Here is a 14,081-nt window from a genome sequence, read left to right as displayed (position 1 = left end):
CTGTGGACAGACGACGGTCATGACACTCACGGCTCGTCGGGTAGCCGTAGTTCAGGCTTCTCGAGCTCTTCGATGTTGACGTCCTTGAACGTGATGACCCGGACCTGCTTGACAAAGCGAGCAGGACGGTACATGTCCCAGACCCAGGCGTCGCTCATGCGGAGTTCGAAGTACACCTCGCCGTCGGTGTTTCGCGGGACCATCTCCACGGCATTGGCGAGATAGAAGCGCCGCTCGGTCTCCACCACGTAGGTGAACTGGCCGACGATGTCCTTGTACTCCCGATACAGGGACAACTCCATCTCGGTTTCGTACTTCTCGAGATCCTCAGCGCTCATCGGTCAAGCCTATCGCGATCGGGTTCTGGCGGGAGGTCTGGTCGGGGTCGGCGACGTCGTGCGGCGACGTTCCGATACGACATCCGGTGCTGGTCGGAGGGCCCATGCGCGTCGAGGCACGCCATGTGGTGCGCAGTGCTGTAGCCCTTGTGAATGGCGAAGTCGTAGCCGGGAACCTCGTCGTCCATGGCGACCATGATGCGGTCGCGTGTGACCTTCGCGAGGATGCTGGCGGCAGCGATACACGCCGCAGCGCCGTCGCCGCCGATCACCGGGAGTGACGGGGCGGTCAGCCCCGGCACCGCGAAGCCGTCGGACAGGACATATCCCGGCGTCACGTCGAGCTGGGCGACCGCGCGTCGCATTCCCTCGATATTGGCGACGTGGATACCGATCCGGTCGATCTCGTCGGCCTCGATGACAACGACCGACCAGCTCGCGGCGTACCGCGTGACCGCACGGTAGAGGGTTTCGCGCGTGGCCTCCGAGAGGCGTTTGGAGTCGTCGAGATCAGCCAGAGACGCCAGCTGGGTTGGTTTGAGGACGCATGCCGCAACCACCAGCGGGCCGGCACACGCACCCCGACCTGCCTCGTCGACGCCTGCGACCGGACCAAGACCACCGCGGTGCAGCGCGAACTCGAACGTGCGCAGTCCCGAGGCCCGGCGAACCGGCGACCTCGGCGGCCACGAACCCACGATGCTGCGACTGGTCACTGCTGCGGGTTGATCGAGCCGACACCACCGATCCGTGACACGGGGTAGATGATGAAGCGCACCTTGCCGCGGACGTCGGACACCGGAACGGTGCCCTGCAGCTCGTCGGTGACGTGATAACGCGAATCCGCCGAGTACTCGCGGTTGTCGCCCATGACCCAGAGGTTGCCGTCGGGCACCTTGATGGGGCCGAAGTCGGGACCGTAGCAACTGGTCACCTGGTTGTCGGGCTCACCGGACTGACCCGACGCCACGTCGCGCGACTGAAGGCTCTTGTCGATGTAGGGCTCATTCAACGGCTTGCCGTTGACCTTCACGCCCACCCCTTCGGAGTTGCGACATTCGACGGTCTGGCCGCCGGTGGCGATCACGCGCTTGACCAGATCGTTCTCGTCGGGCGGCGCGAAACCGAACCACGACAGTCCGTTCTGCAGACCGTGAATGACCGCATTACTCGACCGCGGCGACTCCCAGTCGCCATCCCACGACGAGGTCGGGGCACGAAAAACGACCACATCGCCGGGCTGGGGATCGCCGAAGCGATACGCCAGCTTATCGATGACGATGCGGTCGTTGGTGCAGCCCTGACATCCGATGAGCGTCGACTCCATCGACTCCGACGGGATCACGTACTGACGACCGATGAAGGTCTGCAGAATCCACGTCACCAGGAGAACGCACGCGACGATGATGATCGTCTCACGTAGCCATGAACCACGTTTGGATCGCGGTTCGGCGTCGTCATCCTTGGTGCGCCAGGGGCGCTCCTCGGAATCCTCGGACCCGCCGTCGGCAGTGTCTGCCGGACGTGAATGGGCGTCGTCTGCGTCGGAGTGATTTGCCGCGCTGTGTTCGGATGCCACGTCGTCAGGGTAGACGCGTCAGCGCTTTTCCTTGATCTTGGCTGCCTTGCCGCGCAGATCGCGCAGGTAGTACAGCTTCGCGCGACGCACGTCGCCGCGAGTCAGAACGTCGATCTTCGCGATGTTGGGGCTGTGCACCGGGAAGGTACGCTCCACGCCGACACCGAACGAGACCTTGCGAACGGTGAAGGTCTCGCGGACACCGCCACCCTGGCGACGGATGACGACACCCTTGAAGACCTGGACGCGCTCCTTGGAGCCTTCGATGACCTTGACGTGAACGTCGAGGGTGTCACCGGGGCCGAACGCGGGGATGTCGTCGCGCAGCGACTGCTTGTCGAGGAAGTCGAGGGTGTTCATGATGTCGTTGTTCCTTAATGTGGCTACTGGTGAACAGAGGAACCTGGCGGCCCACGCCATTGGCGTCGGTGTTCCGACGGTGTGGCGTCAGGGATCGAACCGGTTCGTGCTCCGAGTCATGCCCGAGGGCCGATCGACGGCCTCAGGCAACCCGTCCATTGTGCCAGAGCACCAGGCAGGAAGTGAAATCGCGCATCCGAGGCTCGAGTCGGCGCTCGTATCCGCGTCTCACGTTCGCGGCGATGGCGGCGACGCCACCTCGACACCCTCTGCCACCAGCACCGATGCGATTCCCTGCGGCATCGTCATAGCCGACGCCACGATCACCGGTGTCAGCCCTGCGCGTGCCATCTCGGCGACGATCGCGTATTCAGGAGGGCCTCCGTCGCCCGCGAGCAACTCACTGTGGGCGATCGCGAAGCCCGGACGCTGATACGGCTGCGGGTCGCTGGTTGCGACGACCCTGACCTGGCCACCGTCGGCGTCGGTTCCGACACCGATCGCGACGCGCATCCATTCGGAGAAGGGCGATGGCAGCGATGACTGCAATAGCGCTGCGCGCTCGATCAGCCATGCCGGGTCGATGTCGGGTCCACTGGACCGGCCTCCGACAGCACTCACGCCCTGCAGCGCGCCACCCGCCGCCACGCCCATCGCGCCGAGGCCGGCGAAGCCACCCGCTGTCATCATGCCGCTGGTCGCAGCGGGCGGAGTCGAGTCGGTTCGCTGTTCTGACTCGTCACTGAGCACTGCATTGTCCGAGTGCCCTGCCTTGTCCGACTGCACTGTATTGTCCCAGGGCACCGCCGAGTGACCGGCATCCCCGGCGCGCTCGGTGTACTCGTCGCCGGCGGCGGAGAGCGCGTAGCGACCCGCACTCGCCGCCGACACCCGAGCGGAGTCGTCGCCGAGTGCCTCGGCAACCGAACCCGCCAGGCGGTCGCGGTCGGCGATGGACGCGAGCACGGTCATCTCCGATCGCGCGTCGACTGTCGCCAGCGCGAAGGTGTCGAGCGATGCGGCGAACACGGCGAATCGGTCGGAGACGCTGCGCATGCCGTCGACATCCGACGTCACCTGCGTGAGCGCGTGGATCAGCCCGTCGTGAAAGCGTCCCGACCCGTCGTGATCTCGCCGGAGCGCGTCGACGACGTCGGCGAGATCGCGCAGTTCGTCGCCGATTCCGCGGAGTCGACGGCCACATTCGACGAGCGCGGTGTCGTCGGCGGTCGGCCAGCACCCCGGCACGAGCGACTCGGCAAGCCGTCGAAGCTCCTCTGTCGCACCGACTGTCGGGTGCGCGACGTTGTTCACGGCGTGCACCCGTCTGCTCCGGCGCTCTGACCGGAGGTGCGGAATTGGGCGTCGAGTTCACGGTCGGCGTCGACTACCTGCCTCACCCCGGCCGCGGCGTTGGCGGCGATGACGGCCAGCGCCTTGGACACCGATTCGACCCCGCGCAGGCACCCCTGTTCCGCACGCCCTGCTCCGGGACGGAAAGCCTCGGCGGGTGCACCCTGCCCGGTCGACGCGTCGACGACGAGCCCGACGGCGATCAACTCGTCGCGCATCGTATCGACGCGTCGGGCGATCTCGGACAGCCGACGACTCAGCTCGGCGTTGTCCAGGCCGTCGACACGCATGAACGACGCGTCGTCGGGGCGTGAGCGCGACGGCTCGCTCATCGGGGCGCCCGACCTCGGCCCGCAGGCACCTCGACACCGTTACGGCGTACGTCGGAGTAGTCGGGCCTGAGTTCGGACACGGTGCGCAACAGGCGCTCTCGCTGATCGCGAAGCTCTGAGTCTGCGCGCACGACGAGCTCGACAATGGTCGCGGAGAGTTGATCAGCACGGTAATGGCGCAATGCGGCAGGTCGAATGTCGACGTCGCGCACGAGTCCCCGCGACCCGACGGTGACGCTCACCAACCGATCGGGAGTCGACGCCTGCGCGGTCAGCCGATCGAGTTCGCCTGCGACTCTTGCCAATTCGACGCGCTGATGGTCGACGTCGTCGAGCATGCGTGTCCATCGATCCCGCACAGCACTCCCCTCCCCACCCGGCCAACCGCTTCGCTGTCGCCGCCCGGTTTGCGGAGATCATAACCGGCCATTCGCCGGCGCACGCCGCCTCGCCGCACACCTGTGGATATCGCGGCCGCCAGGGAGCTCCGGAGGGTCAGTCGTCGAGCAGGTCGGGTCTGCGCTCGCGGGTTCGTTCCAGCGACTGTTCGTGACGCCATGCGGCGACTTTGGCGTGGTCGCCACTGAGTAAGACGGGGGGAACGTCGAGTCCGCGCCACTGCACGGGTCGCGTGTAGCTCGGACCTTCGAGCAGCCCGTCGGAGAACGAATCCTCCTCGTGCGAGCGCGGATTGCCGAGGACACCGTCGATGAGCCGCACGGTCGCCTCGATCATTGCCATCGCGGCCACTTCGCCACCGATCAGCACGAAGTCGCCGAGGGAAACCTCTTCGACGCGCACGCGCCGCGCCGCGTCATCGAAGACGCGCTGGTCGATTCCCTCGTACCTACCGCATGCGAACACGAGATGCTTTTCACGGCTGTAGCGCTGGGCGGTTTCTTGCCGGAACGGAACTCCCGCGGGCGTCGGGACCACGAGGAGGGCGCCATCGGGACACACCTCGTCGAGACACGGTCCCCAGACGTCGGGTTTCATCACCATGCCCGGTCCGCCACCGTACGGCGAATCGTCGACGGCGCGGTGCACGTCGTGGGTCCAGTCGCGCAGATCGTGAACGCCTACCTCGATCGCACCCTTGTCGATTGCCTTGCCCAGCAACGCCATTCGCAGAGGATCGAGATACTCGGGAAAAATCGAGACGACATCGATGCGCATGGGATCGGCATGAACCGAATCCGTACGCGGTGAGTCGCTCATGACTCGCCGACGTCGAGCAGCCCGTCCGGCGGGTCGATCACGATGCCGTCGAGTCCGACAGTCGGCACGATCTCGCGCACGAACGGCACCAGAACCTCGCGCCCATCAACCGTCTTCACGGCCAGGAGATCGTTGGCGGGCAGATGCAGTACCGAGCCGACGACGCCGACTCGTTCACCGTCGACGGTCGTGACTTCCACGCCCTCGAGTTCGTGGTCGTAGAACTCGTCCGGATCGTCGCCCGAGTCGACGTCGGCGCTGTCGATGAGGAAGAGGGTGCCGCGCAAGGCGTCGGCCTCGGTGCGGTCGGACACCTCGGCCAACGACAGCAACAGCCGCCCGGCATGCTGCCGGGCGGCTGTCACTGTGTAGTTCTTCTCGTCTCCCCCACGACCGGGGCGGCCGCGGACGACCGAGCCGACCACGAAGCGTTCCTCCGGAACATCGGTACGCACGTCGACGACGACTTCACCACGGATACCGTGTGATTTCGCGACACGTCCGACGACGAGATCCATCGTGGAGCGTCTACTCAGCGGTCAGTGTCGACGATGTCGACGCGCACACCACGGCCACCGATTCCGGAGACCAGGGTGCGCAGCGCGGTTGCCGTACGACCGTTGCGACCGATGACTTTGCCGAGATCCTCGGGGTTCACGTGCACCTCGACGAGGCGGCCACGACGACCGGTGATCAGCTCGACGCGCACATCGTCGGGGTTGGCCACGATTCCGCGGACGAGATGTTCGACCGCGTCGGCGACGACAGCGCTCACGCCTCGTCCTTGGCGTCACCAGCAGCAGCCTCGGCCGGAGCCTCGTCTGCGGCAGGCGCATCGTCGACCTTCTTGGCGGCCTTCTTCTTCGGGGTGGTGGCCTCGGCGACAGGCTCGCTGTCGGCGGCTGCGAGTGCCGCGTTGAACAGGTCGAGCTTGGAGGTCTTGGGCTCGGCGACCTTCAGCGTGCCCTCGGCACCGGGAAGACCCTTGTACTTCTGCCAGTCACCGGTGATCTTGAGGATCGCGGCGACAGGCTCGGTCGGCTGTGCGCCGACAGTCAGCCAGTACTGCGCGCGCTCGGAATCGACCTCGATGAGGCTCGGCTCTTCCTTCGGGTGGTACTTGCCGATGGTCTCGATCACCCGGCCGTTGCGGCGGGTCCGAGAATCGGCGACGACGATGCGGTACTGCGGGTTGCGGATCTTGCCGAGCCGCGTGAGCTTGATCTTGACAGCCATGTGTTGCTTCTCCAGTGGTCACTGCGCAATTCAGCAGCCCGCCGGAACTGGCGGACCCGGTTTTGCGATCTATTCGGGTGTGACCGTCGGGCGGTGCGTAACCGGTCCGACGAACCGAGGATCCATTGTGCCAGACGCCACCGAGGAGGCGAAATCGCCGCAAATGCGGGGCCGACCACGCGTATGGAGCATGCGGATGCCCACCCCGCGACAAGGCACACGCATGCTCCATACGACACCTGACGGACCCACGGACCTCACGACCACGCCCGGCCCCCCAACACGAGCGTTGCGCGGGGCCATAACCGAGATCAGGACCGCCGACGCGCCTTAATGCAACGTGGGTGCCACGCTACTAGGCGGTAACAACGGAGACCATGGCATAAAAAGTGGTGTACCTCACACCGGATGCCTCTCAGCCGACGTGCTCGCCCGCGCACACCACAGCGCGTGGGCGTCGAAGCGTCGAGAGATCCACCCGTGGATCGTCGTCGAGGACGAGGAAGTCGGCGCGATCGCCGTGCTCGAGCGTTCCCGCGCCGAGCCAGCGCCGCGGTTCGGTGGTCGCCGATGCCGGGGCGCCCGCGGCGCCGAGTCCGATACCTGCGAGCCGCTCGACCTCGTCGACGATTCGCCCGTGCTCGATGAATCCACCGGCGTCGGTGCCCGCGTAGATCGCGACGCCCGCCTCCCGCGCCGCGGCGAAGGTGTCGGGCGCATCCGCGTGCAGTTTGCGCATATGTGCGGCGTAGGTCGGGTACTTGTCTGCGCCCGCGGCGATCTCGGGAAAGTTGTCGACCTGAATCATCGTGGGCACCAAGGCAATCGACTTCTCGACGAGCGCATCGATCTGATCAGCGTGCAAGCCGGTTCCGTGCTCGATGCAGTCGACGCCTGCCGCGATGAGGTCGTCGAGCCCGTCACTGCCGAACACGTGCGCGGTGATACGAGCACCCGCGTCATGCGCCGCCGCGACCGCCCCGTCGAGTTGGGCTCGGGTCCACAGCGGGGCGAGGTCGCCCACCTCACGGTCGATCCAGTCACCGACGAGCTTGACCCAGCCGTCGCCCGCGGCGGCCTGCCGCGCTACCTCCTCGGCTAGGTCGTCGGGGTCGTCGAGCTCGATGCCGTACCCGCGCAGGTACCGCTTCGTGCGCGCGATGTGTTTGCCGGACCGGACGAACAGTGGTCCGGCGTCGGCGTCGAGCGGGTGGGTGTCGAGCGGTGACCCGACCTCGCGGATGAGCAGCGCCCCGGCTTCGGCGTCGGCGCGGGCGAACGCGCGAGCCTGCTCGATGGTCACACCGAGTCCGGGCGCGATTCCCACATGATTGTGCGCATCGACGAGTCCCGGAACGATCCAGCCGTCGGTGGCGACGGTCGTGGCGTCGGACACCGGCTCGCGCGAGATGGTGTCACCGACCACCCACAACTCGACGAGCTCATCGGTCAACGGATCGTGACCGCGATAGTGACGTGCCGTCGACGACCCGCGACCGCTCACGGCTGCTACTTCTTCTTGGGCTGCTGGAACTGCGAGATATCGATGCCTTCGAGGCCCGGGGGCAGTTCGTCGAGTCCAGCGGGCATGCCCGAGAGATCGGGGAAACCGCCGGGCATGCCGGGGAAACCGCCGCGCACCTTCGGTGGCGTCGGGCCGCGTCCCTTGGCCTTGCCCTTCTTGCCCTTGCCCTTTTTCCGGTTGGTCTTGCGAGAACCGCCGCCCAAGCCCATGCGACCGGACATCTGGGCCATCATCTTGCGCGCCTCGAAGAACCGGTCGACGAGCTGATTGACCTCGCTGACCGTGACGCCCGAGCCGTTCGCGATGCGAAGTCGGCGTGAGGCGTTGATGATCTTCGGGTTGTCACGCTCGGCGGGCGTCATGCCCCGGATGATGGCTTGCACGCGGTCGAGTTGCTTGTCGTCGACCTGCGAGAGAGCGTCTTTCATCTGGTTGGCGCCCGGCAGCATGCCGAGGATGTTGCCGATCGGCCCCATGCGACGCAGCATCTGCATCTGCTCGAGGAAGTCCTCGAGTGTCAGCTCGCCCTGGCTGATCTTCTGTGCGGCGGCCTCCGCCTGCTGGGCATCCCAGTGCTGTTCTGCCTGTTCGATGAGGCTGAGCACGTCGCCCATACCGAGGATGCGGCTCGCCATGCGGTCGGGGTGGAAGACGTCGAAGTCCTCGAGCTTCTCACCGGACGACGCGAACATGATCGGCTGGCCGGTCACCTCACGCACCGACAGCGCCGCACCGCCGCGAGCGTCGCCGTCGAGTTTGGTGAGTACGACACCGGTGAATCCGACGCCGCTCTGGAAGGCTTCCGCGGTGGCCACCGCGTCCTGACCGATCATCGCGTCGACGACGAAGAGCACTTCGTCGGGTTGCGTTGCCTCGCGGATGTCGGAGGCCTGGCCCATCAACTCCTCGTCGATGCCCAGGCGACCGGCGGTGTCGATGACCACGACGTCGTAGTGATGGTCGCGGGCCTCCGCGACACCGGCGCGCGCGACGGCGACGGGATCGCCGTGGCTGACCGTGCCGAGGTCGCCCGTCTGGCCGATGCTCGTCCCGGGGTCGGGAGCGAACACCGGAACGCCCGCGCGCTCGCCGACGATCTGAAGCTGCGAGACCGCACCGGGCCGCTGAAGGTCGCAGGCGACGAGCAGCGGAGTGTGGCCCTGCTGCTTGAGCCAGTGGCCGAGCTTGCCCGCGAGAGTGGTCTTACCCGCACCCTGCAGGCCCGCGAGCATGATGACGGTCGGTGGGTTCTTGGCGAACTGCACGCGCCGCGTCTCGCCGCCGAGGATGCCGACGAGCTCCTCGTTGACGATCTTGACGACCTGCTGGGCGGGGTTGAGTGCCTGCGAGACCTCGGCGCCCTTGGCGCGCTCCTTGATCCGGGCGATGAACGCGCGCACCACGGGAAGAGAGACGTCGGCCTCGAGTAGGGCCAGACGAATCTCACGTGCGGTGCGGTCGATGTCGGCGTCGGACAGGCGTCCCTTGCCGCGCAGATCCTTCAGCGCACCAGTCAAGCGATCGGAGAGGGAGTCGAACATTGTTCCAGTGTCCCATGAGCCCGCGTGTGCTCGCCGCAGCGGTGCGTCTCGCCGTCACCCCGACCGCCGGCGAGGCGAACGCGGTCGTCAGCTGATCGGCACTCCCGAACGCCCGGAGCCTGTCGCACCCGCCGCGCCGTCGCCCTTGTCGTCGTCGGATCGCGGCTGCGGCGGTGGACATGCCGCGATCACGGCATCTGCCAACGCGGTACGCGCCTGTGGGGTGTCGTCGGCCAGACGCAGACAGAAGTTGTCGACGACGGTCGGCCCGAGTGTCGTCACCTTCGCCCACCGGACGTCGGCTCCCTGTTGCTCGATGACCTTGCTGACGCGACTGAGCAGACCCAGGCGGTCGTCGGTGCGCAACTCCATCAGCACCTCGTCGTCCGACGGCGCCGGAGCCCAGAGGACCCGTGGCGGCGCGATGGCAAACAGTGCCGGTACCGCGTTCTTGGGATGCCCGGCACCATCGACGGCGGGATCGGTGCTTCCCGCTGCTGCACCGGCGCCGATCCCCGGGGTGGCGTTGACCGAGCCGATCGTCGGGATCGGTGAACTGCTTTCGCGTGCATCGAGTCGCTCGATGACGTTGATCTTGCCCTCGACGGCCGCAATCAACTGCTGGCGGAGCAGACCGGCCTCCGGCGGGGAGCCGAATGTCGGGACCACGACGAACGTGTTGACCGCGCGGCGTTGTCCGTCCGACGTCTCGATTCCCTGAACCGTCGCGGAGTGCGACCGCAGCCCGTTCAAGGCGACGACTCCCGCCATCTTCGACAGCAGGCCCGGGGCGTCGGGTGCAACCATCACCACGGTGAACGTGTGCGGTCCCTCGCCCGGAGTGAGGCTGACCGCGTACTCACCGGATTCTGCGAGCGCACGCGTCTGCGGACTGAGCGGTTCGGGCTCTTCGGGCGTCTCGCCGTCGATCAACCGCATGGTGCGTCGGACGAGATCGTTGATCAGCGACGCCTTCCACTCACCCCACACACCGGGACCCGTAGCACGTGAATCCGCCTCGGCAAGTGCCGCAAGGAGTTCCAACAACACCCTGTCGTATCCGAGGGTCTCTGCGACCTCGGTCGCGGTCGCGGGGTCGTCGAGGTCGCGTCTCGTCGCGATCGTCGGAAGCAGGAGGTGATGGCGCACCAAGTCGGAAAGCACGTCGACATCCTGCGGCCAGAGTCCGAACCTGTTACCCACCTGCACGGCGAGTTCGGCCCCGACGACGCTGTGGTCGGCACCGCGCCCTTTGCCGAGGTCATGGATCAACGCTCCGAGTACCAGCAGGTCGGGTCGCGAGACGCGGGTGGTCATCGAACTCGCGTAGGCGGCTGTCTCGACAAGGTGCCGGTCGACGGTCCAGGTATGCACCGCGTCCCGGGGCGGTAGGTCACGCACCGCACCCCACTCCGGCAAGAGCCTGCCCCACAGCCCGGTGCGGTCGAGTGCCTCGATGGGATCGATCATGTGATGTCCGGAGCCGAGCAACACCAGCAGGTCGCTCAGCGCCTCCGCTGGCCACGGTTCGCGCAGTTCCGGTGCGTAATCGGCGAGCCGGGAGAGCGTCGACGCACTGATCGGCAGCCCGGTACGCGCCGACGCCGACGCGACCCGAAGGATGAGCCCTGGATCTTTGCTCGGAATCGCGTTGCGCGCCAACACGATCTCACCGTTGTGCTCGACGACGCCCTCGTCGAGCGGACGTCGGATGGGCGATCGCCGCAGCTTGGAAAGACCGCGGCGCGGTAGCGCATTACCCGCGGTTCGCAAGCCGACGTCGATGGAGTAGCTGATCGTGCGAGCGGAGTCGCTGATGACGCGCGCGAGGTCGAAGCGGTCGCCGATCCGCAGTGACGCACCCATCTCGTCGGCGTCCTGTGCGCGGACCTGCTCCCGCGGGCGCCCGGCGATGCGGTGCAGTTCGGTACGGATGTCCAACAACCGGTGATAGGCCATCTGCGGCCCCGCATTCGGCGAATCGGGGCGCAGGCCTCCCATGCCGTCGGTGAGTTGCGCGATGGCGAGCGCGCCGAGGAGTTGCACGTCGCGCAGGCCGCCGCGACCGTTCTTCAAGTCAGGTTCAGCACGGTGCGCGATGTCGCCGGCGCGACGCCAGCGATCCTGTGCGTGCTCGACCACTTCGGGGAAGCGGTGTCTGATCTCGGTGCGCCACTGCTGGCGCACTCCCCCGATCAGCAGCGACGACAGATCCTCGTCGCCGACGATGTGGCGCGCCTCGAGCAGTCCGAGCGCGGCCGTGGTGTCCTCGGCGGCGACCTGCAGAGCCTGAGGGACGGTGCGCACACTGTGATCGAGCGGAATGTTGGCGTCCCACAACGGATACCAGAGCCCGTCCGCAACCTCCGAGAGCCGTTCGACGGCGAGGTCGTCGTGCAGCAGGATCAGGTCGAGATCGGAATGCGGAAGCATCTCCCCGCGTCCGAGTCCACCGACGGCCACGATCGCGAGTCCGCTGTGCGGCTTGATCCCGAGCTCGGCGGCCTTACTCGTCAGCCAGAATTCGTGCAGGTCGACCAACACCTGCCGCAGCCCGGCGGCGTCGAGTCTCCCAGCACCTGTCGCCTCGGTGAGTTGCCTACGGGTACGTGCCAGGTCGGTCGCTGCGAGGGGGCCACCGCCCGGTCCCATGCCGGGCCGTGGCCCCGCACCCGACGAATCGTCGGACGCAGGGCCACGGTCGGAGTTGACGAAAGGCAACGGGCCTACAGCGCGTCTGCGCCGCGCTCGCCGGTTCGGACGCGAACGACCGATTCGACCGGGGAGACCCACACCTTTCCGTCACCGATCTTGCCGGTTCGCGCGGCTTCCACGATGACATCGACAACTTTGTCAACGGCCGCGTCGTCCACGACGACCTCGACTCGTACCTTGGGAACGAAGTCGACCGAGTATTCGGCACCTCGGTACACCTCGGTATGGCCCTTCTGGCGACCGTAACCCTGCACCTCACTGACGGTCATTCCCAGAATTCCAGCCTGCTCCAGGCCGGCTTTGACATCCTCAAGCGTGAACGGTTTCACGATTGCGGTGATGAGCTTCATTGGTTATCCCTCTCCACAGGAATCAGCGTAGTAGTCAACGACCGGGGATTCATGCCAGTTCGTACGCGGTCTCGGCATGTTCGGCCTCATCGATGCCACTCTTCTCCTCATCAGGCTTGACGCGCCAGCCCAGCGGCTTGAGCACCAGAGCGATGATCGTGGTGAGAACACCGGTGAACGCGAGCGCGAATGCGGCGATCACGATCTGCACGACGAGTTGCTTGTAGTCGCCGCCCCAGAACAGGCCGGTGTCCTTGGCCAGGAACCCGATACCGATGGTGCCCCAGAGTCCTGCGACGAGGTGCACACCCACGACGTCGAGCGAGTCGTCGTAGCCGAACTTGTTCTTCAGCCCGATGGCGAGCGCTGCGAGAGCGCCGGCGATCACGCCGAGGATCAACGAACCGACTGGCGTCAAAGCGCCACAGGCGGGGGTGATGGCCACGAGTCCCGCAACGATGCCCGACGCCGCGCCGACGCTGGTGGCGTGCTTGTCGCGCACCCACTCGACTCCGAGCCAGCCGATCATCGCTGCCGCGGTTGCGGCGGTCGTGTTGACCCAGACCTTGCCTGCCGTCATGTCCGCGGCGAGTTCGGAACCTGCGTTGAAGCCGAACCAACCGAACCACAGCAGTGCGGCACCGAGCATCACGAACGGAATGTTGTGCGGACGGTAAGCGGTCCTGCCGAAGCCGACGCGCGCACCGACGATGATGGCCAGCACCAGACCGGCCATACCGGCGTTGATGTGGACGACCGTGCCACCGGCGAAGTCAATCGGCGCGACGTTGGCGGTTCCATCCGAGTTCGTGCCGAACATCCATGAGGCGAAGCCCCTTTCGGCGTTCGACATCAGGCCGCCGCCCCACACCATGTGGGAAAGCGGGAAGTAGACGATGGTGGACCACAGCACGGAGAACACCAGCCAGGTGGAGAACTTCACGCGCTCTGCGACCGCACCCGAAATGAGGGCGACGGTGATGACGGCGAAGGTGAGCTGGAAAGCCATGAAGACGATCGCGGGCACATGGGTTTCGACGCCGGTCCACAGCACATATGTCGGCTTGTCTTCGGTGCCCGCGGTGTTCATCAGCTGATCGGATCCGAAGAGCGAGAACGGATTCGCGAAGATGCCCCAGATATCGGACTCGCCGGTGACTGTATTTCCGAACGACTGCGAGAACCCCCACAGAACGTAGACGATGCTGACCGTCGCGACCGAGCCGAACGACATCATCATCATGTTCAGAACTGCTTTACCCCGAGACAACCCCCCGTAGAAGAAGGCCAGCGCTGGAGTCATCAGAAGAACCATCGACGCACTGGCCAGCATCCATGCTGTATTGCCGGCGTCAGGCTCTCCGAAAACACTATCCGGTAGTGCAGAGACCACTGTAGAAAACCTCCTCAGAGCGCGCCGACGGCTCGGCGCCTGCAAAGACTCTGTCCGGAAGTGGTTTCAGCTGTGGTGCTCCCGTGTTTCGAGCGTGTGAACCAAAGCCCGATTCACATTTCGCGAAGGTAAATCGCCAGG

The 14,081-nt window shown here is 66.1% G+C and carries 16 protein-coding genes; all 16 read right to left on the bottom strand.

All coding sequences use genetic code 11. The features are described 5' to 3' along the window. Positions 1–26: 26 nt before the first annotated feature. The 16 genes from RND64_RS09225 to RND64_RS09150 all read right to left on the bottom strand — a co-directional run bounded on the left by RND64_RS09225 (position 27) and on the right by RND64_RS09150 (position 13,940). On the bottom strand, positions 27–338 hold the full coding sequence (locus tag RND64_RS09225; protein ID WP_005176689.1) for a DUF2469 domain-containing protein: 312 nt from the start codon (positions 336–338) through the stop codon (positions 27–29). Next, a complete protein-coding gene (locus RND64_RS09220) occupies positions 335–1,036 on the bottom strand; it encodes a ribonuclease HII (protein ID WP_331436657.1) in 702 nt (233 codons plus the stop codon). The genes RND64_RS09225 and RND64_RS09220 overlap by 4 nt, the downstream gene beginning before the upstream one ends. A gap of 14 nt (positions 1,037–1,050) precedes the next feature. Further along, positions 1,051–1,917 (bottom strand): signal peptidase I, encoded by an 867-nt coding sequence (gene lepB / locus RND64_RS09215; protein ID WP_331436571.1) that lies wholly within the window; start codon positions 1,915–1,917, stop codon positions 1,051–1,053. A gap of 18 nt (positions 1,918–1,935) precedes the next feature. After that, the gene (rplS, locus tag RND64_RS09210) at positions 1,936–2,277 is read right to left on the bottom strand and encodes a 50S ribosomal protein L19 (RefSeq protein ID WP_005204995.1); all 342 of its coding nucleotides are present in this window, start codon (positions 2,275–2,277) and stop codon (positions 1,936–1,938) included. A gap of 228 nt (positions 2,278–2,505) precedes the next feature. Continuing rightward, positions 2,506–3,591, bottom strand: coding sequence for a hypothetical protein (locus RND64_RS09205; protein ID WP_331436570.1), 1,086 nt, complete (start codon positions 3,589–3,591; stop codon positions 2,506–2,508). Next, positions 3,588–3,962, bottom strand: coding sequence for a hypothetical protein (locus RND64_RS09200; protein ID WP_331436569.1), 375 nt, complete (start codon positions 3,960–3,962; stop codon positions 3,588–3,590). Before RND64_RS09200 ends, RND64_RS09205 begins: the two co-directional genes overlap by 4 nt. After that, positions 3,959–4,300 carry a YbaB/EbfC family nucleoid-associated protein gene (locus tag RND64_RS09195; protein WP_331436568.1) on the bottom strand — a complete coding sequence of 114 codons (342 nt, stop codon included), beginning with the start codon at positions 4,298–4,300 and terminating at the stop codon, positions 3,959–3,961. Before RND64_RS09195 ends, RND64_RS09200 begins: the two co-directional genes overlap by 4 nt. Before the next feature lie 157 nt (positions 4,301–4,457). After that, positions 4,458–5,138 (bottom strand): tRNA (guanosine(37)-N1)-methyltransferase TrmD, encoded by a 681-nt coding sequence (gene trmD, locus RND64_RS09190; RefSeq protein ID WP_064869913.1) that lies wholly within the window; start codon positions 5,136–5,138, stop codon positions 4,458–4,460. A 38-nt stretch (positions 5,139–5,176) separates the two neighbouring features. Further along, on the bottom strand, positions 5,177–5,698 hold the full coding sequence (rimM, locus tag RND64_RS09185) for a ribosome maturation factor RimM (protein ID WP_049697074.1): 522 nt from the start codon (positions 5,696–5,698) through the stop codon (positions 5,177–5,179). Between the two features lie 14 nt (positions 5,699–5,712). Beyond that, positions 5,713–5,955, bottom strand: a complete 243-nt coding sequence (locus tag RND64_RS09180) for an RNA-binding protein (RefSeq protein ID WP_005176668.1) — start codon at positions 5,953–5,955, stop codon at positions 5,713–5,715. Further along, a complete protein-coding gene (gene rpsP / locus RND64_RS09175) occupies positions 5,952–6,416 on the bottom strand; it encodes a 30S ribosomal protein S16 (protein WP_331436567.1) in 465 nt (154 codons plus the stop codon). The genes RND64_RS09180 and rpsP overlap by 4 nt, the downstream gene beginning before the upstream one ends. A 415-nt stretch (positions 6,417–6,831) precedes the next feature. Next, positions 6,832–7,920 (bottom strand): amidohydrolase family protein, encoded by a 1,089-nt coding sequence (locus tag RND64_RS09170; protein ID WP_331436566.1) that lies wholly within the window; start codon positions 7,918–7,920, stop codon positions 6,832–6,834. 5 nt (positions 7,921–7,925) lie between these two features. Continuing rightward, entirely contained in the window at positions 7,926–9,482 is a 1,557-nt protein-coding gene (gene ffh, locus RND64_RS09165) for a signal recognition particle protein (protein ID WP_049697071.1), read from the bottom strand. 87 nt (positions 9,483–9,569) lie between these two features. After that, entirely contained in the window at positions 9,570–12,203 is a 2,634-nt protein-coding gene (locus RND64_RS09160; protein ID WP_331436565.1) for a [protein-PII] uridylyltransferase, read from the bottom strand. A 5-nt stretch (positions 12,204–12,208) separates the two neighbouring features. After that, a complete protein-coding gene (locus RND64_RS09155) occupies positions 12,209–12,547 on the bottom strand; it encodes a P-II family nitrogen regulator (RefSeq protein WP_005176661.1) in 339 nt (112 codons plus the stop codon). A gap of 49 nt (positions 12,548–12,596) precedes the next feature. Next, positions 12,597–13,940 carry an ammonium transporter gene (locus tag RND64_RS09150; RefSeq protein WP_049697069.1) on the bottom strand — a complete coding sequence of 448 codons (1,344 nt, stop codon included), beginning with the start codon at positions 13,938–13,940 and terminating at the stop codon, positions 12,597–12,599. Between the last annotated feature and the right edge of the window lie 141 nt (positions 13,941–14,081).

Origin of the sequence: Gordonia sp. w5E2 (assembly GCF_036540975.1) — a bacterium.
GTDB classification, from domain to species: domain Bacteria; phylum Actinomycetota; class Actinomycetes; order Mycobacteriales; family Mycobacteriaceae; genus Gordonia; species Gordonia jacobaea.
Note: the sequence above shows the minus strand (reverse complement) of the source record. Positions and strands in the feature narration are given on the sequence as shown.

Excerpts from the sequence above, each read along its gene's own strand:
- RND64_RS09225 (WP_005176689.1), bottom strand. The coding sequence starts at position 338 with ATGAGCGCTGAGGATCTCGAGAAGTACGAAACCGAGATGGAGTTGTCC.
- rplS (WP_005204995.1), bottom strand. The coding sequence starts at position 2,277 with ATGAACACCCTCGACTTCCTCGACAAGCAGTCGCTGCGCGACGACATC.
- RND64_RS09200 (WP_331436569.1), bottom strand. The coding sequence starts at position 3,962 with ATGAGCGAGCCGTCGCGCTCACGCCCCGACGACGCGTCGTTCATGCGT.
- RND64_RS09195 (WP_331436568.1), bottom strand. The coding sequence starts at position 4,300 with ATGCTCGACGACGTCGACCATCAGCGCGTCGAATTGGCAAGAGTCGCA.
- trmD (WP_064869913.1), bottom strand. The coding sequence starts at position 5,138 with ATGCGCATCGATGTCGTCTCGATTTTTCCCGAGTATCTCGATCCTCTG.
- rimM (WP_049697074.1), bottom strand. The coding sequence starts at position 5,698 with ATGGATCTCGTCGTCGGACGTGTCGCGAAATCACACGGTATCCGTGGT.
- rpsP (WP_331436567.1), bottom strand. The coding sequence starts at position 6,416 with ATGGCTGTCAAGATCAAGCTCACGCGGCTCGGCAAGATCCGCAACCCG.
- ffh (WP_049697071.1), bottom strand. The coding sequence starts at position 9,482 with ATGTTCGACTCCCTCTCCGATCGCTTGACTGGTGCGCTGAAGGATCTG.
- RND64_RS09155 (WP_005176661.1), bottom strand. The coding sequence starts at position 12,547 with ATGAAGCTCATCACCGCAATCGTGAAACCGTTCACGCTTGAGGATGTC.